Source organism: Hydrogenophaga sp. 2FB (genome assembly GCF_005503365.1).
In the GTDB taxonomy this organism is placed as follows: domain Bacteria; phylum Pseudomonadota; class Gammaproteobacteria; order Burkholderiales; family Burkholderiaceae_C; genus Hydrogenophaga.
Map to the genome: position 1 here is coordinate 69,944 of NZ_SCML01000013.1, position 22,237 is coordinate 92,180.

Annotated in this window: 27 protein-coding genes; 13 read left to right on the forward strand and 14 right to left on the reverse strand. The window is 68.4% G+C overall.

The features are described 5' to 3' along the window. Positions 1–6 precede the first annotated feature (6 nt). Genes FFS09_RS10075 through FFS09_RS10085 form a run of 3 tightly spaced genes read left to right on the forward strand, consistent with a single transcriptional unit; the run spans position 7 to position 2,379 of the window. On the forward strand, positions 7–840 hold the full coding sequence (locus tag FFS09_RS10075; RefSeq protein WP_137918733.1) for an ABC transporter permease: 834 nt from the start codon (positions 7–9) through the stop codon (positions 838–840). Further along, on the forward strand, positions 833–1,612 hold the full coding sequence (locus FFS09_RS10080; RefSeq protein ID WP_137918734.1) for an ABC transporter permease: 780 nt from the start codon (positions 833–835) through the stop codon (positions 1,610–1,612). The genes FFS09_RS10075 and FFS09_RS10080 overlap by 8 nt, the downstream gene beginning before the upstream one ends. Next, positions 1,609–2,379 carry an ABC transporter ATP-binding protein gene (locus FFS09_RS10085; protein WP_137918735.1) on the forward strand — a complete coding sequence of 257 codons (771 nt, stop codon included), beginning with the start codon at positions 1,609–1,611 and terminating at the stop codon, positions 2,377–2,379. Before FFS09_RS10080 ends, FFS09_RS10085 begins: the two co-directional genes overlap by 4 nt. 13 nt (positions 2,380–2,392) lie before the next feature. Here FFS09_RS10085 and purM read toward each other — a convergent pair whose 3' ends face one another. Further along, the gene (gene purM, locus FFS09_RS10090; RefSeq protein ID WP_137918736.1) at positions 2,393–3,430 is read right to left on the reverse strand and encodes a phosphoribosylformylglycinamidine cyclo-ligase; all 1,038 of its coding nucleotides are present in this window, start codon (positions 3,428–3,430) and stop codon (positions 2,393–2,395) included. A 233-nt stretch (positions 3,431–3,663) separates the two neighbouring features. On the opposite strand from purM, the gene hda reads away from it, so the two are divergent. Genes hda through folK form a run of 4 tightly spaced genes read left to right on the forward strand, consistent with a single transcriptional unit; the run spans position 3,664 to position 7,174 of the window. Further along, on the forward strand, positions 3,664–4,350 hold the full coding sequence (gene hda / locus FFS09_RS10095; protein ID WP_137918737.1) for a DnaA regulatory inactivator Hda: 687 nt from the start codon (positions 3,664–3,666) through the stop codon (positions 4,348–4,350). Further along, positions 4,347–5,015 (forward strand): histidinol-phosphatase, encoded by a 669-nt coding sequence (locus FFS09_RS10100; RefSeq protein ID WP_137918738.1) that lies wholly within the window; start codon positions 4,347–4,349, stop codon positions 5,013–5,015. The genes hda and FFS09_RS10100 overlap by 4 nt, the downstream gene beginning before the upstream one ends. Further along, positions 5,012–6,652: a polynucleotide adenylyltransferase PcnB gene (gene pcnB / locus FFS09_RS10105; RefSeq protein WP_137918739.1), complete on the forward strand. Its 1,641-nt coding sequence runs from the start codon at positions 5,012–5,014 to the stop codon at positions 6,650–6,652. The genes FFS09_RS10100 and pcnB overlap by 4 nt, the downstream gene beginning before the upstream one ends. An 18-nt stretch (positions 6,653–6,670) precedes the next feature. Continuing rightward, positions 6,671–7,174, forward strand: coding sequence for a 2-amino-4-hydroxy-6-hydroxymethyldihydropteridine diphosphokinase (folK, locus tag FFS09_RS10110; RefSeq protein WP_137918740.1), 504 nt, complete (start codon positions 6,671–6,673; stop codon positions 7,172–7,174). 14 nt (positions 7,175–7,188) lie between these two features. Here the strand turns inward: folK and FFS09_RS10115 are convergent, their stop codons facing one another. Genes FFS09_RS10115 through FFS09_RS10125 form a run of 3 tightly spaced genes read right to left on the reverse strand, consistent with a single transcriptional unit; the run spans position 7,189 to position 9,352 of the window. Then, on the reverse strand, positions 7,189–7,989 hold the full coding sequence (locus FFS09_RS10115) for an aminoglycoside phosphotransferase family protein (RefSeq protein ID WP_252374316.1): 801 nt from the start codon (positions 7,987–7,989) through the stop codon (positions 7,189–7,191). Between the two features lies 1 nt (position 7,990). After that, entirely contained in the window at positions 7,991–8,626 is a 636-nt protein-coding gene (gene pdxH, locus FFS09_RS10120) for a pyridoxamine 5'-phosphate oxidase (protein ID WP_137918742.1), read from the reverse strand. A 54-nt stretch (positions 8,627–8,680) separates the two neighbouring features. Then, positions 8,681–9,352: a gamma-glutamylcyclotransferase gene (locus FFS09_RS10125; protein WP_137918743.1), complete on the reverse strand. Its 672-nt coding sequence runs from the start codon at positions 9,350–9,352 to the stop codon at positions 8,681–8,683. A gap of 50 nt (positions 9,353–9,402) precedes the next feature. On the opposite strand from FFS09_RS10125, the gene FFS09_RS10130 reads away from it, so the two are divergent. Further along, positions 9,403–9,927 (forward strand): OmpA family protein, encoded by a 525-nt coding sequence (locus FFS09_RS10130; RefSeq protein WP_137918744.1) that lies wholly within the window; start codon positions 9,403–9,405, stop codon positions 9,925–9,927. Positions 9,928–10,004: 77 nt separating this feature from the next. Here the strand turns inward: FFS09_RS10130 and gloA are convergent, their stop codons facing one another. Beyond that, positions 10,005–10,415 (reverse strand): lactoylglutathione lyase, encoded by a 411-nt coding sequence (gloA, locus tag FFS09_RS10135; RefSeq protein ID WP_137918745.1) that lies wholly within the window; start codon positions 10,413–10,415, stop codon positions 10,005–10,007. 5 nt (positions 10,416–10,420) lie between these two features. Then, complete coding sequence (locus FFS09_RS10140) at positions 10,421–10,963, reverse strand: PaaI family thioesterase (protein WP_137918746.1); 543 nt, start codon at positions 10,961–10,963, stop codon at positions 10,421–10,423. A 51-nt stretch (positions 10,964–11,014) separates the two neighbouring features. Here FFS09_RS10140 and FFS09_RS10145 point away from each other — a divergent pair, with 51 nt between their 5' ends. After that, positions 11,015–11,479: a MarR family winged helix-turn-helix transcriptional regulator gene (locus tag FFS09_RS10145; RefSeq protein ID WP_137918747.1), complete on the forward strand. Its 465-nt coding sequence runs from the start codon at positions 11,015–11,017 to the stop codon at positions 11,477–11,479. Next, a complete protein-coding gene (locus FFS09_RS10150) occupies positions 11,469–12,704 on the forward strand; it encodes an MFS transporter (RefSeq protein WP_137918748.1) in 1,236 nt (411 codons plus the stop codon). The genes FFS09_RS10145 and FFS09_RS10150 overlap by 11 nt, the downstream gene beginning before the upstream one ends. A gap of 13 nt (positions 12,705–12,717) precedes the next feature. Here the strand turns inward: FFS09_RS10150 and FFS09_RS10155 are convergent, their stop codons facing one another. From FFS09_RS10155 to FFS09_RS10180, 5 genes are all read right to left on the reverse strand, one after another. After that, positions 12,718–13,506 (reverse strand): SDR family NAD(P)-dependent oxidoreductase, encoded by a 789-nt coding sequence (locus tag FFS09_RS10155; RefSeq protein WP_137918749.1) that lies wholly within the window; start codon positions 13,504–13,506, stop codon positions 12,718–12,720. 34 nt (positions 13,507–13,540) lie between these two features. Next, positions 13,541–14,515, reverse strand: a complete 975-nt coding sequence (locus tag FFS09_RS30610; protein ID WP_171019957.1) for an ankyrin repeat domain-containing protein — start codon at positions 14,513–14,515, stop codon at positions 13,541–13,543. Beyond that, complete coding sequence (locus FFS09_RS10170) at positions 14,512–15,087, reverse strand: RNA polymerase sigma factor (protein WP_137918752.1); 576 nt, start codon at positions 15,085–15,087, stop codon at positions 14,512–14,514. The genes FFS09_RS30610 and FFS09_RS10170 overlap by 4 nt, the downstream gene beginning before the upstream one ends. Before the next feature lie 23 nt (positions 15,088–15,110). Continuing rightward, positions 15,111–15,974, reverse strand: a complete 864-nt coding sequence (locus FFS09_RS10175) for a hypothetical protein (protein WP_137918753.1) — start codon at positions 15,972–15,974, stop codon at positions 15,111–15,113. A 92-nt stretch (positions 15,975–16,066) separates the two neighbouring features. After that, positions 16,067–16,999 (reverse strand): LysR family transcriptional regulator, encoded by a 933-nt coding sequence (locus FFS09_RS10180; protein ID WP_137918754.1) that lies wholly within the window; start codon positions 16,997–16,999, stop codon positions 16,067–16,069. Between the two features lie 216 nt (positions 17,000–17,215). Here FFS09_RS10180 and FFS09_RS10185 point away from each other — a divergent pair, with 216 nt between their 5' ends. After that, complete coding sequence (locus tag FFS09_RS10185; RefSeq protein ID WP_171019958.1) at positions 17,216–17,797, forward strand: DUF4148 domain-containing protein; 582 nt, start codon at positions 17,216–17,218, stop codon at positions 17,795–17,797. Here the strand turns inward: FFS09_RS10185 and FFS09_RS10190 are convergent. Together FFS09_RS10190 and FFS09_RS10195 are read right to left on the reverse strand one after the other, a co-directional pair. Next, positions 17,794–19,173 (reverse strand): sensor histidine kinase, encoded by a 1,380-nt coding sequence (locus FFS09_RS10190; protein WP_137918756.1) that lies wholly within the window; start codon positions 19,171–19,173, stop codon positions 17,794–17,796. The genes FFS09_RS10185 and FFS09_RS10190 overlap by 4 nt on opposite strands. Next, a complete protein-coding gene (locus tag FFS09_RS10195; protein WP_137918757.1) occupies positions 19,173–19,835 on the reverse strand; it encodes a response regulator transcription factor in 663 nt (220 codons plus the stop codon). Before FFS09_RS10195 ends, FFS09_RS10190 begins: the two co-directional genes overlap by 1 nt. A gap of 100 nt (positions 19,836–19,935) precedes the next feature. Here FFS09_RS10195 and FFS09_RS10200 point away from each other — a divergent pair, with 100 nt between their 5' ends. Continuing rightward, positions 19,936–20,292, forward strand: a complete 357-nt coding sequence (locus FFS09_RS10200; RefSeq protein ID WP_252374317.1) for a cupin domain-containing protein — start codon at positions 19,936–19,938, stop codon at positions 20,290–20,292. Between the two features lie 9 nt (positions 20,293–20,301). After that, complete coding sequence (locus tag FFS09_RS10205; protein ID WP_137918759.1) at positions 20,302–21,321, forward strand: 3'-5' exonuclease; 1,020 nt, start codon at positions 20,302–20,304, stop codon at positions 21,319–21,321. Here the strand turns inward: FFS09_RS10205 and FFS09_RS10210 are convergent. Then, a complete protein-coding gene (locus FFS09_RS10210) occupies positions 21,318–22,235 on the reverse strand; it encodes a CobW family GTP-binding protein (RefSeq protein WP_137918760.1) in 918 nt (305 codons plus the stop codon). The genes FFS09_RS10205 and FFS09_RS10210 overlap by 4 nt on opposite strands. Positions 22,236–22,237: the final 2 nt, after the last annotated feature.

The following is a 22,237-nucleotide window of genomic DNA, read 5'->3' on the forward strand; positions in this document are numbered from 1 at the left end:
CGCAATATGGCCGCACTCGAACATACCGCCACCGCCCCGGTGGCCAGCGCCCCTGCATGGCCGTGGAGCACGGTGGTGCCCGCTGCGCTGCGGCGCGTGCTGTTGGCGCTGTCCGTGCCGCTGGCGGTCGTGCTGCTGTGGCAATGGTCCGCTGTGCAGGGCTGGGTGCCGCCGCAGATCCTGCCCGCGCCCGCGCTGGTATTCGACACCTTCGTGGAGTTGGCGCGCAGCGGTGAATTGCTCGACGGCTTGCTGATCAGCCTGCAGCGCATCGCCTCGGGGCTGGCTATCGGCGTGCCGCTGGGGCTCGCGCTGGGCATCTGGCTCGGGGTTTCGGCGCGTGCGCGCAGCTATGTCGAACCCACGCTGCGCGCGGTGTTCGCGGTGCCCACGCTGGGCTGGATCCCGATCCTCATCCTCATCTTCGGCATCGACGAAGCGCTCAAGGTCATCGTGATCGCCAAGGCGGTGATGGTGCCGGTGGTGCTCAACACCTCGCGCGGCATCCGCGGCATTCCGGTGGCGTACATCGAGGCGGCGCGCGTGCTGCGCCTCTCGCGCTGGACGCGGCTGACCCGCCTGACGCTGCCAGCGAGCCTGCCCGTCGTGTTCAGCGGTTTTCGCCTGGGCCTGAGCCACGCCTTCATCTCGCTGATCGTGGTGGAGATGCTCGCGGCCACCGAGGGCATGGGCTACATGATGGTCTGGGGGCGCAAGCTGTTCCAGCTCGACATCGTGATCGTCGGCATCGTCGTGGTGGGCGTGGCGGGCTTCGCGCTTGATCTCCTGCTGCGGCAACTCGAAAAATCCCTGAGCCGCTGGCTGCCCCACCATGGCTGAGTTGCTGTCTTTCGCCCGCCCGAAGAAGATCCCGCCGGGCGCCTGGTTGCCGCTGGCCATCGGCGCGCTGTGGCTGCTGCTGGTGGACGCGGGCGTGCTCACACACCCGCTGCTGGTGCCGTTGCACGAGGTGCTGGCGGCGCCGTTCTTCGACGAACAAGGCCGCCAGATCTGGGTCGCACTGCTGATCAGCCTGGCGCGCGTGGCCGGGGGCTTTCTGATCGGCGCCACCTTGGGCATTGCGGCCGGTGTGGCGGTCGGCCTCTCGCGCCCCGCGCAACTGGCGGTGGCGCCCAGCCTGCACGGGCTGCGCCAGGTCGCGCTGTTCGCCTGGATTCCGCTGCTCACCGCGTGGTTCGGCAACGGCGACGCGGCCAAGATCGTCTTCATCGCCATCGCCACCTTCTTCCCGGTGTTCCTCAACACCGAGCAGGGCGTGCGCGCCATTCCGCCGGCCTACCGCGAGGTGGCTTCCATCGTGAGGCTCGGTGCCTGGCTGCGGCTGCGCCGGCTCGTGCTGCCCGCGATCCTGCCGTCGGTGCTGACCGGCATCGAACTGGCGCTGCTGACCGCGTGGATCGGCACCGTGGGGTCGGAGTACGCCATCGGCTCCGGTCGCGGCATCGGCGCCTTCCTGGCCACCGCGCGCGACGTGTTCCGCATGGACCTGGTGCTGATCGGTGTGCTGGTGATGGCTGTCGTGGGCCATGGGCTGGGCCGCATCTCGCATCTTCTGTTCCTGCGCCTCATCCCCTGGAGAACCCCTTCATGAGCACCCCCACCCTGGAAGCGCCCCCCGCGTCGCTGAGCCTGCGCAACGTGGGCAAGACCTACCGCATCGACGGGCAGGACCTGCCGGTGCTGCAGCGCATTGGCCTGGACATAACGCGCGGCGAGTTCATCGGCATCGTGGGCGCGTCCGGCTGCGGCAAGTCCACACTGCTGCGCCTGATCGCGGGGCTGGATCACCGCTTCGATGGTGAGATCCTGATCGAAGGCCACCCGGTGGCCGGGCCGGGCGTGGAGCGCAGCCTGGTGTTCCAGGACCACCGCCTGTTTCCCTGGCTCAGCGTGACGGACAACATCGCCCTGGGACTGGACAGCCTGGCCCTGGGCCGGCATGAGCGCCAGGCGCGCATCCAGGAGCAACTGGAACTCGTGGGCCTGACCGGTTTTGCCCAGGCCTACCCGCACCAGCTCTCGGGCGGCATGGCCCAACGCGCTGCGATCGCGCGGGCGCTGGTGTCGCGGCCCGACATCCTGCTGATGGACGAACCGTTCGGCGCGCTGGATTCGATCACGCGTGCCCACATGCAGGAGGAGTTGCTGCGCATCTGGCGCGAACGCCGCGTGACAGTGGTGATCGTCACCCACGACGTGGACGAGGCCGTGTTCCTCGGGGACCGCGTGGCGGTGATGGAGCCCCGGCCGGGGCGGCTGCAGAGCGTGATCGGGGTAGACCTGCCACGCCCGCGCTTGCGCACGGACGCGGCGTTCAATCAGGTCAAGCAGCGCGTGCTGGCCCAGCTCAAACGCTGAGCCGACGGCCGTTTCAGGCGACGACCACCGCCGAGCCGTCGCCGCGCGGCGCGATCTGGCCGATCTCGTACACCGTCTCGCCCAGGCCACGCAGGGTGGCGGCGCAGGCGGCGGCCTGGTCGGCGGCGATCACCACCACCATGCCGATGCCGTTGTTGAAGGTGCGGTTCATCTCGATGTCGTCGATGCCGGCGGTTTTCTGCAGCCAGGCGAACAGCTCGGTCTGCGGCCAGCTGCCCTTCACCAGGTGGGCGGCCGTGCCTTCGGGCAGCACGCGCGGGATGTTTTCCAGCAAGCCGCCACCGGTGATGTGGGCCAGCGCCTTGATCGGGTGGGCGGCCAGCGCGGCCAGCACGTTCTTCACGTAGAGGCGGGTGGGCTTCATGATGGCCTGCCGGAACGGCTGGCCGTCCAGCGTGGCGGGCAGGTTCTCGCCCGCGCGCTCCAGGCACTTGCGCACCAGCGAGAAACCGTTGGAATGCACGCCGTGCGAGGCCAGGCCCAGCACCACGTCGCCGGGCGTCACGTTCTGGCCATTGAGAATCTTCGACTTTTCGACCGCGCCGACGCAAAAGCCCGCCAGGTCGTACTCGCCCGCCGGGTACATGCCCGGCATTTCGGCGGTTTCGCCGCCGATCAGCGCACAACCGCTGAGTTCGCAGCCTTTGGCGATGCCGCCGACCACGGCCGCGGCCGTGTCCACGTCGAGTTTGCCGCAGGCGAAATAGTCCAGGAAGAACAGCGGCTCGGCGCCTTGCACCAGCACGTCGTTCACGCTCATGCCCACCAGGTCGATGCCCACGGTGTCGTGGATGTTCCATTCGAAGGCCAGCTTGAGCTTGGTGCCCACGCCGTCGGTGCCCGAGACCAGCACCGGCTCCTTGTAGCGTTTGGGCACTTCGAACAGCGCGCCAAAGCCGCCAATGCCGGCCAGCACGCCCTCGCGCATGGTCTTTTTGGCCAGCGGCTTGATGCGTTCAACCAGTGCGTCGCCCGCGTCGATGTCAACGCCGGCGTCTTTGTACGAAAGGGGAGTGGAAGGGGTGGTCATGTGAGGGGCGGCCCGGTCGCGAAGCGGGGCGGTCGATAGGCGGGAGGCTGGGAGGGTGATGCTTTCGGGTACCCTGAGGCAGCCCGATAGAATTTGGCCCAGATTTTAAGGGTTCGCCCCTGCGACCCTGTTCACCTGCCGAGCTCTACCCACATGTCCCTGACGTCCCACCAGATCTGCGCCTCGCTGCGGGCAGAGACCGCGGCAGCGCGATGAGCACCGGATCGTCCCCCATGAAACAGCTGGCGCTGGACATTGGCTTCGCACCCGTGCCCACCCTGGCCAACTTCGTCGTCGCCGGCAACGAGGCCGCGATCGAGCATGTCAGCCTCTGGACCCACAACCCCCTGCGCTCGCCCGTGCCCACCTTCATCTGGGGCGAGAGCGGCAGCGGCAAAACGCATTTGCTGCGCGCGGTGCGCGAATCCTTGCGCGAGCAGGGCGGCCGCGTGGGCTGGCTCGACGCCAGCACCTTCGACCCGCCGGAGTTCGACGATCAATGGAACGTCGTGCTGCTGGACAACTGCCACCTCTACACCGCGGCCCAGCAGGCGACCGCCTTCAACTGGTTCGTCAACGCGCAAAGCCCGGCCCATGGCCCGGCGCGCTGGGTGCTGGCGGCGGCCAACTGCCCACCGTCCGACCTGCGCCTGCGCGAAGACCTGCGCACCCGCTTGGGCTGGGGCCATGTGTTCCAGCTGCAGGCGCTGAGCGAAACCGAGCGCCGCGCCGTGCTGCGCCGCGCCGCCGACGAGCGTGGGGTGTTCCTGAGCGACGAGGTCATGGACTTCATGCTGCGCCGCTTCTCGCGCGACCTCTCCAGCCTCATGCTGCTGCTCGACCAGCTCGACGCCTACGCCCTGCGCACGCAGCGCGCCATCACCATCCCCTTGATCAAATCGATGCTGGAAAACGAATGAAATTGGCCCTTTTCGACCTGGACCACACCCTGATCCCGCTCGATTCCGACCACGCCTGGGGCGAATTCACCGTGAAGCTGGGCTGGCGCGATGCCCGCCATTTCTCCGAGGCCAACGACGGTTTCTACGCCGACTACAAGGCCGGCACGCTCGACATCCACCGCTATGTGCGCTTCGCCATCGAGGCGGTGCGCGAACATGGCGTCGTGGCCGCGAACAAGGCGCATGAGCAGTTCATGGAGGAGGTCATCGCGCCGGTGATCGGCGAGCCCGCGCGCGCGCTGCTGCGCCGCCACCAGAGCGCCGGAGACACGGTGGTGATCGTCACCGCCACCAACGAGTTCGTCACCCGCCCGATCGCGCGCGCGTTTGGGGTCGACCAGCTGATCGCGATCGAGCTCGAGCGCGACGCCCGGGGCGAGCCCACGGGGGAAATCCACGGCACGCCGTCCTTCCGCGAGGGCAAGATCGCCCGTGTGGAACAATGGCTGGCTGCACGCGGGCTGGACTGGTCGCGCGTGACGCACAGCACCTTCTACAGCGACTCCATCAACGACCTGTCCCTGCTGGAACGCGTGCACGAGCCCGTGGCCACCAACCCGGATGCCCGGCTCAGCGCCATCGCCCTCGAACGGGGCTGGCGCACATTGAACCTATTCGAATGATAAAAAAACTCATCGATCGGCTGTTGGGCAAGCCCAGCGCCACCTCCGGCCGCCGCGCCAACCCGTTCGGCAAACGTGAAGACGTGCCGGTCAGCGTGCACGGCATCGACCGCAGCCTGGTGGACCAGCGCGCGCTGGACGTGGTGCACACGCTCAAACAGGGCGGTTTCGAGGCCTACCTGGTCGGCGGCGCGGTGCGCGACCTGCTGCTGGGCCTGCGCCCGAAGGACTTCGACGTCGCCACCAGCGCCACGCCCGAGCAGGTCAAAAGCCTGTTCCGCCGCGCCTTCATCATCGGCCGGCGCTTTCGCATCGTGCACGTGGTCTACGGCCGTGGGCGCGAGCACGAAGTCATCGAAGTGTCGACCTTCCGCGCCTACCTCGACAACGCCGCCGCCGAACAGGTGGCCGGCAACGAGCGCACCAGCAAGGGCGAACTCGCGGGCATGAAGCACGCGGTGGACGCCAGCGGTCGCGTGCTGCGCGACAACGTCTGGGGGCCGATCGAGCAGGATGCCGCGCGGCGCGACTTCAGCATCAACGCGATGTACTACGACCCGGAAACGCAGACCGTGGTCGACTTCCACCACGGCATCCGCGACGCCAAGAAGCGCACGCTGCGCATGATTGGCGACGCCGCCACGCGCTACCGCGAAGACCCGGTGCGCATCATCCGCGCCGTGCGTTTCGCCGCCAAACTCAGCGGCCTGGGCTTCACCTTCGATGCCAAGACACTGGCGCCGCTGGCCTCGTCGCACACGCTGCTGGCCGACGTGCCGCAAAGCCGTCTGTTCGACGAAATGCTCAAGCTGCTGCAGACCGGTCACGCGCTGGCCAGCGTGGCGCAGCTCAAGGCCGTGGGCCTGGGCACCGGCATCTACCCGCTGCTCGACGTGGTGGTGCAGCGCGCCGACGACGAGTTCGTGAAGCTGGCGCTGCAAGACACCGACCGCCGCGTGAGCGAAAGCAAACCCGTGGCGCCCAGCTTCCTGCTGGCCTGTGTGCTCTGGGCCGACGTGCGCAAGGGCTGGAACCAGCGCCTCACGCCGCGCCCCGGCCAGCGCCCGCCGCCGCCGTTCGCGGCGTTGCAGGACGCCGTGGACGACGCCTTCGAGGCGCGCATTGGCGACGTGTCGGGCCGCGGCAAGCTGGGTGCGGACATGCGCGAGATCTGGATGATGCAGCCACGCTTTGACAAGCGCGTGGGCACCTCGCCCTTCAGCCTGGCCGACCAGCCGCGTTTCCGCGCCGGTTTCGACTTCCTGCGCCTGCGCGGACAGGTGGGCGAAGTGGAAGAGGAGCTCGTCCACTGGTGGGAAACCTTCAGCACCGCCAGCGACGCGATGCGCGAAGACATGGTCGACGCGCAACGCCGCGAGAACCTGGCCAAGCCGGGCGCGGGCAAGGCCCGGCGCGTCAAGCGCACGGACCCGGAGCACCCTGCGGCTCAGGAGGCCCCCGAGGTTGATCCCCGCTTCCGTGCCACGGACGAGGATGGCGAGGCCGACGAAACCAACGAAGACGCGCCACAGGGCGAGGCCGCGGCGCCAGCCAAGAAGCGCCGCCGTCGCCGCCGCAAGCCCGGTGACGCCAGCCGTGCCCCAGGTGGCGAGGGCGGCGGCGAGACGGCCGACTGACGCACGCAGGGTTTTCTGATGCCCACGTCGCGCGCCGAGGTCACGGCCTTTGTCGCTCTGGGCGCCAATCTGGGCGATGCCGCGCAGGCACTGCGTGACGCGCTCGCCGCGCTGAATGCCACGGCTGGCGTGCGCCTGGTGCGTGCGTCCAGCCTGTACCGCACGGCGCCGATCGATTCCAGCGGACCCGACTACCTCAACGCCGTGGCCGAAGTGAGCACCACGCTCACCGCGCCCGCCTTGCTCGACGCGTTGCAGGCCATCGAGCAGACGGCTGGGCGCGAGCGGCCGTACCGCAACGCGCCGCGCACGCTCGACCTGGATCTGCTGCTGTACGGCGATGGCCGTATCGATTCACCGCGCCTGACCGTGCCGCATCCGCGCATGCAGGAACGGGCTTTTGCGCTCGTACCACTGGCCGAGATCGCGCCCGAGCGCGTGAGCGCGGCGCAACTGCGCGCCGTGTCGGACCAGCGCATCGAAAAGCTGGATCGGAGCGCGCCGATCTCGACCACCCGCTGAACCCACGCCGAGGTTCAGTCGACCAGGCCCAGCGCCGCTGCGGCCTTTTGTGCGATCTCCAGCGTGCGCCCGGGCACGCCGTGGTCTTCCTCCGACCACACCATGGACAAACCGGCCCATGCGAGCACCCATTGCAGCAGGCGTTGACGCTCGATGCCAGCAACCTGCGCGACGATCTCGATGCGGCGTTCAAAACGGCCCGGTGCGAGCGCGCTTTCCGGGTCGGGGTTGCAGAAGAGGTTGGCGTGGTCGAATCCGCGCTCGCCATACAGGCCCTTGGGGTCGATGGCCAGCCATCCCGCAGGGCCGAAGTCGAGCACGTTGCCATGGTGAATATCGCCGTGCAGCACCATGGTATCGCGTGGTGCCGCGAGCAACGTGCGGGCGGTGCTGGCACAGTGTTCAAGGACACCGCCGTGCGTCTGCGCCCCGGCCCACAGCGCGTTGAACCAGGGCTCCAGCGGGACCAGGGCAGGGCGCGGCGAGGGGCGTGGTGCGTGCAGCTGTGCAGCGGTTGCGCACAGAATGCGCGTGGCCTCGTCGTCGCGGCCCTGGTGGACCATCTGTGTGAGCGTGTCGAGGCCTTGCGCGCGCGCCAGCAGCAAGGCGTTTCCACCGTGCGCCAGCACGGGTGCCGCGCCACCGCCGTTCCACCAGACCATGAGCCGGTTGCCCGCCAGTTCCTCCGGCTCGTCGGTCACCTTGAGCATCGCCGGTTGACCCTGCCAGCGCACCGGCAGCAGATGGCCGCTCGACGAGGCAAAGGCCTCGCCATCGATGGTCAGGGCCCAGGCGCTCAGGTGGGGTTCAAACACGTCAGGGTGCAAGCCGCTCGCGCAGCCATGCGCCATCGGCCTGCGCGGTGTAGCGCAGCCGGTCGTGCAGCCGGCTCTTGCGGCCCTGCCAGAACTGCCAGTTGTCGGGCTTGAGGCGGTAGCCGCCCCAGTGCGGCGGGCGCGGGGGCTTCAGCAGAAACTGCGCGCCGTACTTCGCCGCATTGGTCACCAGCACCGTGCGGCTCTCGATCACCTCGCTTTGCGGGCTGGCCCAGGCGCCAATGCGGCTGTCCAGTGGACGGCTGTGGAAGTACGCGTCGCTTTCCTCATCGCTGACCTTTTCCACCACGCCTTCGATGCGTACCACGCGCTCGAGCTCGACCCAGTGGAACTGCAGCGCGGCAAACGGGTTGCCGGCGAGTTCGCGGCCCTTGCGGCTCTGGTAGTTGGTGTACCAGACGATGCCGCGCTCGTCGTAGCCCTTGATCAACACGATGCGCGTGCTCGGGCGCAGGTCCGAGCCCACGGTGGCGAGGGTCATGGCATTGGGCTCGGGCACCTCGCCACGGATGGCTTCATTGAGCCATTGGTCGAACTGTTTCAAGGGGTCGGCGTTCGACGCCGTTTCACTCAGTTCGGCTTTCTCGTAACTCTTGCGCAGGTCGGCGATGTTCATGCGGGCAGTATAGGAGTGGGTCTAGTGCGCTGTCCCGCCCACAACCGCTCGATTTCATGCGCAGTTGTAGGCGGGAGAGTGCACTTGGTCAGACTTGACCATGGGATCGTCGGCGAGCAGCAGCAGCTTCTGCAGCGCGCGGTCGTGAATGCCGTGGTGCAGCAGGCCTTCGAAGGTCTGGCGCGCGTAGTCCAGCGTGGTGCCGTAGCGCCCGCAGGAACGCGCAAAGATCTCGCGGTAGCGCTCGTCGCTCAGCGTGCCGGTGTAGCTCGGGCTGTGCCGCGAGAGCGTGAAGGCGAGCGCGCGCACCGGGCCTTGTGGTGTGTCGCAGTGCAGCCATCGGGGGTCGTACACCGGGTTGGGCATTTCGCGCGCCCACAGCACGGGCATGAGCGCCTCCACCTGGTCGTGCGGTACGCGCAAGGCCAGGCCGGCGCAGCTGCCACCGGGCATGAGGGCGAAGACAAGGCCCGGGCACTCATAGGTGCCGCGGTTGACGCGGCTCCACATCTTCAGACAGCGGTTGTAGCCGCGCACGCGGGCGGGGCGCTGCTCGACGGCGTCGAACTCGGGCCGCCAGACCAGCGAGGCGTAGGCGAACACCCAGAGATCGGGGCGTGGCCCCTGCGCACGCCAGTGGGCCAGGGTGTCGGTCATCATCTGCGCGCCGTTTCGCAGCGCAGGGTCGTGGCGCGCTCGCGCGCTCGAAGTGTCACGGTGGGCCATTTACAATCTTCGTCGAGTTCTTCCCATTATTCTTCACGGAGTCTTTCCCTATGTCCTCTCAGGATGACGAACCCGAATACCGCGTCGTAGCCCTTGTGCTGATCAGCTTGGTCGTGTTGGTGGTGGGTGCTGTCCTGGGCATCGGCATCCACAAGTCGCGCGGTTCCGCGCCCAGCGCCGCCAGCACGGCGGCCGTGGCGCCTGCCGCTGCGCCCGCACCCGCTGCCGCCGCCCCGGTGGGCGATGACGCCAGCGTGGTGGTGGAAAACGGCGTGGTGAAGTTCTACTTCGCTTCCGGCAAGGCCGATCTGGCCTCGGGCGCGTTGGACGCCTTGAGCGAAGTCATCGCCGCCGGCAAGGCCGGCAAGAAGCTGGTGCTCTCGGGCTTCCACGACGCCACGGGCAGCGCGGCCGCCAACGCCGAACTGGCCAAGCAACGCGCCATCGTCGTGCGCGATGCGCTGGTGGGTGCGGGCGTGGCCGAAAGTGCGGTGGAGCTGAAGAAGCCCGAGCAGACCCTGGCCAGTGGCAACAACGCCGAAGCGCGCCGCGTGGAAGTGACGATCGCGCCCTGAGCGTCTTTCCCTTCGCGCACAAAAATGCCCGGCTTGCCGGGCATTTTTTTCGTCTGTCTGTCGTCAGGCGGAAGTGGTCAGCGCAGGCCCTGTCCGCTCTGGTACTCCGCGCGCTGGATCAATTCAATCTTGTACCCATCCGGGTCCGTCACGAAAGCGATCACCGTGGTGCCGCCTTTCACCGGGCCGGCTTCGCGCGTCACGTTGCCGCCGGCGGCCTTGATCTTTTCGCAGGCGGCGTAGGCATCGGGCACGCCCAGGGCGATGTGGCCATAGGCCGTGCCGAGTTCGTAGCGCTCGGTGCCCCAGTTGTAGGTGAGTTCGATCTCGGCCTGCGCCGGATTGCCCTCGTAGCCCACGAAGGCCAGCGAGTATTTGTACTCGGGGTTCTCCGAGGTGCGCAGCAGTTGCATGCCCAGCACCTGGGTGTAGAAGTCGATCGAGCGCTGGAGGTTGCCCACGCGCAGCATGGTGTGTAGAAGTCTCATGCGCGCTATTTTGAGGGCACTTCAAAAACCAGGCAGGTTGTTGTGGCATGGGCGTAGAGCTTGCCGTCGGCCCCGACGATGCGGCCCTCGGCGGTGGCCAGCTGGCGCCCGGCGTGCACCACGGTGCCGATGGCGCGCAGCGGACCGCTCTTGTGGGACGCGGCGCGCACGATGTTCACGCTCAGTTCGGCGGTGGTGTACGCGCGCCCCGCGGGCATGACGGTGTGCACCGCGCAACCCACGGCCGAGTCCAGCAGCGTGGCGTACCAGCCACCGTGCACGGAGCCCAGCGGGTTGTAGTGCTTGAGCTGCGGCTGGCCCTGGAAGATGGCGCGGCCTTCGCCGATTTCCACCAGCGAGAAGTCCATCGTGTCGGCGATGTGCGGGTAGGGCAGCTTGCCGTCCAGCATGGCCTGCATCTGTTGCATGCCGGTCATCCCGACGATGTCGGCCGGGTTGGCCAGGCCCGCGCCAGCGCCGGCGTTCATGCGCGCCACCACGGCTTCGTATTGCGCGTTCCATTGGGCCTGGATCTCTTCGACGGTCATGCGAACTCCTTTTTTTCTTGCAGGTGCAATTATTGTAGATACAATCTTTCGATGCCCACTGACACCCATGCGTCACCCGCCACTCCGGTGGGTTGCACGAACTTCAAACTGCGCCAGCTCACGCGCCGCGTGACGCAGCACTACGACCAGCACCTGGCGGGCATGGGTTTGAAGATTACGCAGTATTCGCTGCTCACGCACGTGGACCGGCTCGGTCCGCTGGCGCCCGGCGAACTGGCGCGGCGCATGGACATGGGCGCCTCCACCCTCACGCGCAACCTGCAGCCCATGATCGCCGCCGGTTGGCTGGTGATGGGCGAGGGTGTGGACGCGCGCAGCCGCCTGGTGTCGATCACCGACGCCGGGCTGGAGATGCGCCGCCAGGCGCAGCGCCGCTGGAAAGCCGCGCAGGTGGCGTTGAACGACAAGCTGGGCGTGGCCACGGTGGTTGCGCTGCACGGGCTGCTGGACCAGGGTCTGGCCGCATTCCACGAGGAGGACCTCCATGAATACTGACAAGCCAGGCCGTGTGCCCTATGTGTGGTGGATCGTGCTGCTGGCCGCGGCCGGCACCTTTGCGCTGAGCATGGGCACGCGCCAGACCATGGGTTTCTTTCTCTCGCCGCTGAACACCGCCACCGGGCTCGGGGTGGGCAGCATCAGCCTGGCGTTCGCCTTCGGCCAGCTCTGGTGGGGGCTCACGCAACCGTTCGCGGGCGCGATCGCCGACCGCATCGGCGCGGGCCGCGTGTTGCTCGTGGGCTTGATGCTGGTGGCCTTGGGCACCTACATCACGCCGCTCATGACCACGACGTGGGGCTTGATCATCGCCATCGGCGTGCTCTCGGCCGGTGGTGCGGGCATGGCCGGGCCTTCGGTGCTGATGGCCGCCACCGCGCGCCTGATGCCCGCGGAACGCCGCGGCATGGCGACCGGCATCGTGAACGCGGGCGGTTCGTTCGGCCAGTTCGTCATGGCGCCCGTGGCGGCCGCGCTCACGCTGGGTCTGGGCTGGGCGGGTGCGATGCAGGCGCTGGGCCTGATCGTGCTGCTGGCCTTGCCCGCCGCCTGGGTGTTGCGCGGCCCCGGGCCCGCGGCCACCGCCAGCGCGGCAGCGCCCGCCGCGGTGGCCTTGCCCGCCCGCGAGGCGATTCGCAAGGCCCTGAGCAACCCGAGCTACTTGCTGTTGTCGGCGGGCTTTTTCGTCTGCGGGTTTCACGTTGCCTTCCTGGCCACGCACTTGCCCGGCGTGGTGGCCGCGTGCGGCCTGCCGGCGCCGGTGGGTGCGTGGGCGCTGGGCATCATCGGCCTCTTCAACATCGTGGGCAGCCTGGCCATGGGCTGGGCCGTGGGGCGCTGGCGCATGAAGTCGCTGCTCTCGCTGGTGTACGCCTCGCGCGCGTTGGCGGTGCTGGTGTTCCTGCTCGCGCCCAAGACCGAAGCGGTGTTGCTGGTTTTCGCCGCCGTGATGGGCCTGACCTTCCTCTCCACCGTGCCGCCCACGGTGGGCCTGGTGGCCAAGTTCTTCGGCACCGGCAACATGGCGATGCTGTTCGGTATCGTGATGCTCGCGCACCAGGTGGGTGGTTTCCTGGGTGCCTGGCTCGGGGGTTATGTGTTCGAGGCGACGGGCAGCTACGACTGGGTCTGGTACATCGACATCGTGCTGGCCGTGGGCGCCGCGTTGATCCACCTGCCGATCCGCGAGGCGGTGGTGTTGCGGTCCCGCGCCGCCGCGTGAGGCCCGGTATTTTTCAGACCGGCACGGTGTAGTTCAGCGTCATGCGCCCGCCGTCCACGGTGACGATTTCGCCGGTGACGTAGCTGGCCGCGTCGCTCGCGAGCCAGGCCACCACGTCGGCGATCTCGGCCGGCTCGCCCAGGCGTTTCATGGGCGTGCGGCTGAGGATCTTGTGGCGCGCTTCGTCGCTGGTGAGCACGGCTTGCGCCGCGAGTTCGGTGGCGATGGTGCCCGGCGCCACCGCGTTCACGCGGATGCCCTTGTCGGCCAGGGACAAGGCCATCACGCGCGTGAGCTGGTTGATGCCGCCCTTGCTCACGTTGTAGCTGGCGATGTTGGGAATGGCGAGCACGCCGTTGACCGAACTCATGTTGACGATGTTGCCGCTGCCGGCCTGCGCCATGGCGCGCGCCACCGCCTGGCCCATGAGGAACGCGCCTTTGAGGTTGACGCGCAGCACCGCGTCGAAGTCGTCTTCGGTGATGTCGAGGAAGTCGGCGGCCTTGAAGATGCCGGCGTTGTTGACCAGCACGTCGATGCGGCCGTGCGCGCCCACGGTTCTCTCGACCACCTCGTCGACGTCGAGCTTGTCGCCGACGTCGCAATGCACATACGACGCGCCGATCTCGCGCGCCAGGGCGCGGCCCGCGATGTCGGCCACATCGGCGATCACGACCTTGGCTTCTTCGCGCGCGAAGCGGCGGGCGCAGGCTTCGCCGATGCCTTGCGCGCCACCGGTGACGATGACGACACGGCCCTGGTGGCCGAAATGCACGGGGGAGGAAGGGGCGTTGGTGTTCATGGGGACATCCTAACGATGGGCTTCGGTGCGGGCATCAGCGAGGGCCGCGGTTCTCGAGCAGCGGCAGCAGCTGGTCGTGGCCGGCCTGTTGCGCGATGTCGGCGGCGCGCTGGCCGTTGGCGTCGGTGCGTTGCGGGTCCGCGCCGGCATCGAGCAGCAGGCGCACGAGGGTGGCGTCGCCGCGTTGCGCGGCGAGCATGAGGGCGGTGCGGCGCTGGGCGTCGGTGGTGTTCACGTCGGCGCCTTGCGCGAGCGCGGCACGCACCTCGGCCAGCGCGCCGCGCGCGGCTGCTGCCAGCAAGGCGGTGTTGGGTGGCGGGGCCATCGCAGGTGGGGTTGCGCGGCGCGGCGACGACAGGGCGGCCGGCGCTTCCTCGCGTGCCAGACCCCGCGCGCGCGGCAGGGCGGCGTCGGGCGCCGACTCGGCCGAGCGGGTGGCCTGCTCTTGCGGTGCGGGCGCCGGGCGTGGAGGGGACTCCTCCGGTGACGTGGGCACAGGCGCTGCAGCGGGGGGTGGTGCGGGATTGGGGTCGGGCGTGTACGCGGGTGGCGCTGGTGGTGCGGTGCGGGGCACTGCTGTGGGTGGCTGCGCGGGCGGTGGCGCTTCGCGCAGGCCGGTGGTTGCGCCGGGCTCGGGCGTTTGCGGTTGCGTTGGTGCTGGTGCTGGTGCTGGTGTTGGTGCTGGTGCTGATTCCGATGCGGGTGCGGCTTCGCGTTGCGGTGCCATGGGCTTGGGGCTGAGCGCGGTCTCGCGTTCATCGGTCGTGCCACGGTCGAACTGCAAGACCACCAGCGTGGCCAGGCCGAGCACCGCGAGGCCACCGAGCGCGCGCCAACGCCAGGCGCTGTCGTTCGCCGCGCGCGGTCGCCCAGCGCCGGGCGCGCGCCGGGCTTCGGCGGCGGCGCGTGCGTGCGCCAACACCTTGTCGCGCAAGGCCGGGTCGGGTCTTGAGGTGTCCAGCGCATTGGCTTCTTCGTAGCGTTTGAGCAGCGGGTCGTCGGGCTTCATGCGAAGGCCTCCAGGGTGTGGCGCAGGCGTTCGCGCGCGTAGCGCAGACGGCTCTTGACGGTCTCGGCGCTCACGCCGGTGGTCTGCGCGATCTCGGCCAGGCTGAGGCCGGCTTCCGCTTGCAACAGGAAGGCTTCGCGCTGCGGCAAGGGCAGGGCCGCGAGCGCGTCGAGCAGCGCCTGTGCCTGTTCGCGCGATTGCAGTTGCCGCACCGGGCCAAAGCCCGAATCGGCGGCGAGTGTGTCGGCCAGCGCCGCGCCGTCTTCGGTGTCGGCGTCCAGGCTGGTGTGGTTCTTGTGCGTGCGCCAGTGGTCCACCATTCGGTGGTGGGCGAGGGTGAAGAGCCAGGTGCGAAAGCGCGCACGCGGTTCGTAGTTCGGGGCTTGTCGCACGAGGGAAAACCACACGTCCTGCACCAGATCGTCGGCCAGCGCGGGGTTGTGCACGCTGCGCTGCACGAAGCGCCACACGGAGAGGGCGTGGCGGTCGTACAGGGTTTCGAAGGCGTGCGCGTCGCCGGCCGCAAAGGCCTGCATCAGCATCTCGTCGGTCGGCACGGCCTCATCGGTCATGCCGGAGATTATGTTGGGTTCGTTCAGGACGGGTCGGGCGCGTACCCGGGCTGCACCGCCCCAGGAAACGGGTTTGGCCGTGGCGGCACCGCTTGCGTCGGAATGATGCCCATCGCGATGAGGTTCTCGCGGCTGTCGTAGCGGATGCGGATGAGTTCGTCGGGCCGCTCGCTGCGCCGCTCGAACGTGGTGTGGGTGATGGGTGCGTTCTCGCGCGCGCCGTGCCCGGTGCCCAGGCGCGGCGCCGGCATGGGCGCGGCCGGTGCCATGCGGCGCGCGGCCAGCGACTCGGCGCGCTCGCGTGGCGCTTCGCTGTTGCCGGCTTGCGCTTCGGCGCTCGCGTCCGCCGCGCTGGAAGGCGATGACGATCGGCTTTCCTCGCGCAGCGAAGGCCACGGCGTCACGGCCGGAGGCGGCGGTGGCAGGGGCTTCTCACGGAACACGGCCACGCCGATCACGCCCACGTGCGCGGGGCGCCCGGTGCGCTCGGCGTACGACGCGCTCGACGCGGTGAAGTGAAAGGCGGCCACCTCGGCATCGCTCTTGCGCCAGCCCGTGATGGCGTGTTGCTGCCATGGCGAGAGCACGTAGCCAGTCTGCTGCCAGGCGGCGGTCTCGCCGGAGATCACGTTCACACCATCGACCGAGATCACGCCCAGCACACGGCCGGCGGTCGCGTTGCGCACCGACACCGCATAGCGCGCGCCGGGTCGCCCGGCCACCCAGTGTTCGCCGCGGTGGCTGTAGACCGTGAGCGTCTCGCCGCTGTCGCGGTCGATGACCTGGAGGTCGGCGAGGCGGCCCACGGCGTGGGCGGGCAGCGCGGCCAGCGCAGCGAGCGCGGCGGTGGCTGCCAGGGCGGAACGAAAGAAGCGAACGGGTTTCATGCGGGCTCCGAAAAAGTGGATGGAGCCTGTTGAAACGAATGGCGGCCCCGAAAGGGGTCAACGCTGCGCCGACTTTTGTGTAACTGTGTGCGTCAGCAGGTGCTGCAGGTGGCGAGCGCGCTCTCCACGCGCGCGCGGGTCTGCTCGATCAGGTAGTCCAGGAACACCTCGGTGCGCCGCGGCATGAATTTGCGGCTGGGCAGGGCGGCGTACATCGTGAGGCGGTCGGTGATCCACGGGTTGAGCACGCGCACCAGGTCGCCGTTCTGGATGAAGGGCGCGGCCAGTTCGATCGTGGTAGCGGTGATGCCCGCGCCGTCGAGCGCGGCGTGCAGCAGCGTGTCGGTGTGGTTGGCCCACAGCACAGGTTGCACCTCGATGTCGACGGCGCGCGCTTCGTCGGTCTCGTGCAGCAGGCGCCACCGGTTGCTGCGCCCGGCCGCCGGTTTGATGCGCAGGCAGTCGTGCTGCGCCAGGTCTTCGGGCCGCGCAGGCGTGCCCCGGCGCTTGAGGTATGTGGGCGATGCCAGCAGCACGGTGACGCTGGAGAGCACCTTGCGCGCGATCACGTTGGCGTCGAACGAGGTCTGGGCGCCCATGAGCGTGATGTCATAGTCCTCGATCGGCGGCTCGCGGGGCGAGTCGACGTCGATGTCGAGCAGGATCTTCGGGTACTTCTGCCGAAAGCCGCTGACCAGGGGCGCGAGCACGTGCGTGGCCAGCACCGGCGGCGCCAGCAGGCGCAGCACGCCCGCGAGCTCGCTGGTTTTGGAGCTCACCAGCGCATGGGCCTCATCGAGTTCCTGCAGGATCACGCGCACCCGATCCAGGTAACTCTCGCCCGCGTCGGTGAGCGAAACGCGGCGGGTCGTGCGGTGCAGCAGGCGCGTGCCCAGGTGGTCTTCCAGATCGGCCACCAGCCGCGTGACCACCGCGGGTGACATGTCCAGCGCGCGCGCCGCGGCCGCAAATCCCCCTTCGTCGATCACTTTCTGGAAAGCGCGCATCGAGGCAAGACGGTCCATGAAAAAGGCTCCTTATATAGGGTCTTCCCTAGTAAAAACAGTTTGATTATTGCTGATTTGGCAATGTGATGATGGCTTTATGGGTATTTGTATTCCTATTCAGAAACTTTACAGTACACCCCATCGATGCACGCAAACCTTCCGCAGAGGCATCGAAGCCGGCCAGACCGCACAACGGACCGACCGGCATGTTCAACCCTCCAAAAAGGAACTGTCATGAAAACCCGTCTGTCTGTTGTTGCACTCGCTCTCTCCTCCCTCGTTGCCGGCCACGCTCTGGCTGCCGATGTTTCCGTGGGCAAAACCCGCGACGAAGTGCGCGCCGAACTGGCCCAGGCCATCCGCAGCGGCGACATGATCGCCGACGGCGCGACCGGTCAGCGCTACAACGAAATCGCGCCCCAGCTGTACGCCCAGCCTCAAGCCGTGGTGGCATCCAAGAGCCGCGCCGACGTGAAGGCCGAGCGTGACGCCGCCATCCGCAACGGTGACCTGATCGCCGACGGCGCAACCGGCCAACGCTACAACCAGATTGCACCCGCTCAGTACGCCGCTGTTCGCGCTGCTGATGCTTCCACCGTGGCCGCCGCGCCTGCCGTGGGCAAGACCCGCGCCGAAGTGAAGGCCGAACTGGCCGAAGCCATTCGCACCGGTGACATGATCGCCGACGGCGCGACCGGCGCGAAGTACAACGAGCTGTATCCCAACCGCTATGCGCAGCCTGTGATGGCCCAGGGCAAGACGCGCGAAGAAGTTCGCGCCGAGCTGGTCGAATCGAACCGCAAGACCGGCGGCTAAACGCTGCCCCCATGCGCGTCGAACTCGACGCGCACGCTGAGACCCCCCGAGGGGCTGCTGGCCAAGGTCAGCAGCCCCTCGTTGTTTTGCGCGATGCGCATCACGATGGCCAGGCCCAGGCCGCTGCCCGTGGCTTCGTCCTGTGGTTTCAGGCGCACGAAACGCTGCAGCACGCGCTGGCGATCGGCCTCGGCAATGCCGGGGCCGTTGTCATGGACCACCAGGCTCACGCGCCCCGCGTGCTGCTCGACACGAACGTCAACCCGGCTGCCGCGCGGGGTGTGGCGCAACGCGTTGTCCACCAGGTTGTCCAGCAGCACCCGCATGTCCTGCGGATCGGCCCACACGCTGGCCGCGTCGCAGGTGTCCAGACCCAGGTCGATGTCGCGCGCTTCGGCCTGGGCCGAGAAGGCCGCCACCACGTCGGCGGCGAGCCGGTCGCAGCGCACCGCGGCGGGCTGGTGGCGGTGCGCATCGGCGTCCAGCCGCGCCATCTGCAGCAGTTGCGCCACCAGGTGCGCGCTGCGGGCGATGCCCTGGTCGAGCTCGTCGAGCGCGGCACCGCGCTGCTCTTCCGGTACGCGGCGCGCCAGTTGGGCTTGCAGGCTGATGACGGCCAGGGGCGTGTTGAGTTCGTGCGCCGCGTCGGCCAGCACCTGGCGCTGGTGCTTGAGCAAATCGTCCACCCGCTCCAGCAACTGGTTGAGCGACTGGCCCAGCGGCAGGATTTCTTCGGGCATGCCGTCGGTGGCGATGGGCTGCAGGTCGTTCGCGCCGCGTTGGCGGATGTCGCGGCCCAGCGCGGTCAACGGCGCCAGCGCGCGGGTCACGGCCGCGTGGATCAGCACGCTCAGCACCAGCACCACCAGGGCCGCCGGGGCCAGCAGCCACGGCGCCATCTCGGCAAAGCTGCTCGCGCGGTCGCTGGAGGTCTTGGCCACCTGCACCAGTTCCTCGTCGTCCCTCAGCGTGAATACGCGCCAGGTTTCACCCGACCACTCGACGTCGTGAAACCCCGGTGTCTGCAGCGGCGGTCCGCCGCTGTCGACCGAGGCGTACAGGCGTTCACCCGAGAGCGACCAGATCTGGCTGATGAACATGCCCAGGTCGTCCGTGGCCCACGGCGGCGCGTCGGCGCTCGGTGCGGGGCGTGCCGTGGCCAAAGGCTCTGTGTGCCGGGGAACCTCGGCGGCCCAGCTGTGCGGCCGCACGCCGTGGCGCACGACCGAGTGCGCGATCTGCTCCATGCCGAAATCGCGCACACGGTTGAAGGCCTGCCAGGCCATGTGGTAGGTCAGCGCGCACACCAGGGTGCAGGTGATCACCAGCGCGGCGATCTGCCACAGCAGCAGGCGCCGGCGGATGGAATTGATCATCAGGCCGCTGCCACCAGCTTGTAGCCCACGCCGCGCACGTTCTTGATCCAGGCGCTGCCCAGCTTGCGCCGCAGGTGGTGCACGTGCACTTCCACCGTGTTGCTGGCCACCTCGGATTGCCAGCCGTACAGGCGGCTCTCCAGCTGTTCGCGCGAAAGCACCGTGCCGGGTTGTTCCATGAGGGCGAGCAACAGGTCGTACTCGCGCGCGGCCAGCACGACGGGCTGGTTGTCCAGCAAGGCTTCGCGGCGCAGCGGGCGCAACACCAGGCGCCCGAGTTTCAATTCCGGTGCGGCGCGGCCGCTCTGGCGGCGGGCCAGGGCGTGCACACGCGCCACCAGCTCGTCGAGATCGAACGGTTTGGTGAGGTAGTCGTCGGCGCCGAGGTTCAGACCGGCGACCCGGTCACCCACCGCGTCGCGCGCCGACACCACCAGCACCGCGACCGGGCGGTTTTCCGCACGCAGCCATTGCAATAGCTGCAGGCCGTCGAGCCCAGGCAGGCCGATGTCGAGCAGCAGCACCTCGTACGGGTGGTCGCGCAGCGCGGCCTGTGTTTCCAGGCCATCGCGGGTCCAGTCCACGGTGAAGCCCGCCAGGTGCAGGCCATGCACCATGCCCTTGCCCAGCATGGTGTCGTCTTCGGCGAGTAAAACTTTCATGGGGGCGTAGTGTGCGTGAAAAGACGGCGCTTGCTCTGGTACAAACAACGGCCCGCATCCGGAGGTCCCCTTGAGCACGAGCACATTCCGACAAGTGATTTTGTACACCGATACCGACGGCCGCGCCCGTTTTCGCGAGGCCGATATTCCCTTGAGCGAGGGCTCGCCCGCGGCACGGCTCTCGCCGTTGTTGCCCGCCAAGGGCTGTCAATTGCGCGAGAGTCCGGTGGGCTTTCGCAGCGAGTTCCATTGCACTGGCGATGCGCAATGGCTGTTCGTGCTGCGGGGCATCATGGAAATCGGCTTGCAGGACGGCAGCTGGCGCGCTTTCGGGCCGGGCCAGCACTTCTACTCGGCCGACACGCTGCCCGATGGCGCCACGTTTGACCCCGCCGTGCACGGCCACCGCAGCCGGCAGGTGGGCGATGAGCCGCTGGTGACGGTGTTCGTGAGGTAGGCTTCGCGGATGAACCAGTTCAGTTTCGAGTTTGACGCGCCCGCCACGCCACCACCTTCACCCGCACCATCCACCCAGCCCGCTTCTCCCAAGACGTCCCTGACCCTGGAGGAGATGGCGCAACGCCTGGAAGCGGACCCGGATTTCCGTGTCCTGCGCCGCCTGGTGCCGCGCACGGACTTCGGGCCGTCGCCCGTCGCCGCGGAGGGTGCGCAGACCCACGGCGGGTTTCAGCGCGTGCTGGTGCTCGACACCGAAACCACGGGCCTGTCACACCAGGCCGACAAGATCATCGAGCTGGCGATGTTGCTGGTCAGCGTGGACCTGGGCACGGGTCTTCCGTTCGGGCCGGTCACGCTGTTCGAAGGCTTCGAAGACCCCGGCATGCCCATTCCCGCGATCGCAAAGGAAGTGACGGGCATCAGCGACGACATGGTCCAGGGACACAAGCTGGACGATGCGCAGGTGCAGGCCCTGGTGGCCCAGGCCGACCTGATCGTGGCGCACAACGCCGGCTTCGACCGTCCCTTCGTGGAGGCGCGTTTTCCGTGTTTCGCTTCGAAGGCCTGGGCCTGCTCCTTTGCCGATATCGACTGGAAGGCCGCAGGCGCGGAGTCGTCCAAGTTGAGCGCGCTGGCGCAGAACCAGGGCTGGTTCTACGACGCCCACCGCGCCCAGGTGGATTGCCACGCCTTGCTGCAGGTGCTCGCGCGGCCGATCGGTGAGGGTGCGGCCACGGGCCTGGGCCAGTTGATGTCGGTGGCCGCGAAGTCCAGCTTCAAGCTGCGCGCCATCGGCTCGCCGTTCGAGTCCAAGGATCTGCTCAAGGCCCGCGGCTACCGCTGGGACGGCGAGGGCAAGGTCTGGTTCTGCACGCTGGCGGACCAGGAACGTCTGGACGCCGAACTGGCGTGGCTCCATGCCGAGGTCTATGGCGGCCGGCGCAATGCGCGTGTCGAGATCGAGGCGCTGGACAGTCTGGTGCGTTATTCCGCGCGCCCGGGCCTTGTGTCGCAGCAGGGCCTTTAGGTCTTGGCCGAAGCCGCGTGGCCTTCGCGCTGCCGAATGCAGGTCAATCCCAGCCTGGGGACGTTGCCTGCAAACGGTGCCACAGCGAGGTCGAGGTCACCCACCGACCACTGCACATCGCGCAAATCCCCGTCGTCCAGCCGGATCACGCCTTTGAGCCGCAGCAAGGCGTCGCCATGAAGGGCATTGGTCTGCGCGTGAAGCTCCTCAAGCGTCAGGGGCGCGTCCAGTGGCACGAACTGGGTTGAGGTGCCGTGGTCCGATGGCACGTGCAAACGCCAGGGCGGCGTTGGGGTCGAGGGGCGGGCCGTCGCCATGGCCATCGCACGGGGCCAGTCCAGCGAGGCGTTCTGTGACCGGGCGATCGCCGCGCGCGGATGGAGTTCGCGCAGCGCGCGCTCCACGGCGGCGCCGTCGGCCCGGTCGCACTTGGTGATGATGAGCGCGTCCGCGGCGCTGACCTGCGCCACCGCCTCCGGGTGCGCTTCGATCAGGTCCAAACCGGCCACCGCGCTGACCGCGGTGAACACGCCCGCCAGCCGGTAGCGTTCGCGCAGCAGGGGCACGCTTTCGAAGGCATCGATCACGGAACGGGGATCGGCCAGCCCGGTGGTTTCGATCACCACCGAGCCGTAGGCGGCGCGGCGGCGGTGCAGGCGGTCCCACCAGAGATCGGCCAGCGCATCCTGAAGCCCGGGCAAGCCGGTGCAACAGATGCACGCGTTTGAGATCAGCGACGCGCTGTCGACCGCCTGCCCCAGCAACTTGTCGTCCAGACCCACCTCACCGATCTCGTTGACGATCAGCGCGGCGTCCTGCAACGCCGCGTCGCGCAGCCAGGAGCGCAACAAGGTTGTCTTGCCGCTGCCCAGATAACCCGTCATCAACCAGACGGGGATGCGCGTGGCCTTCATGG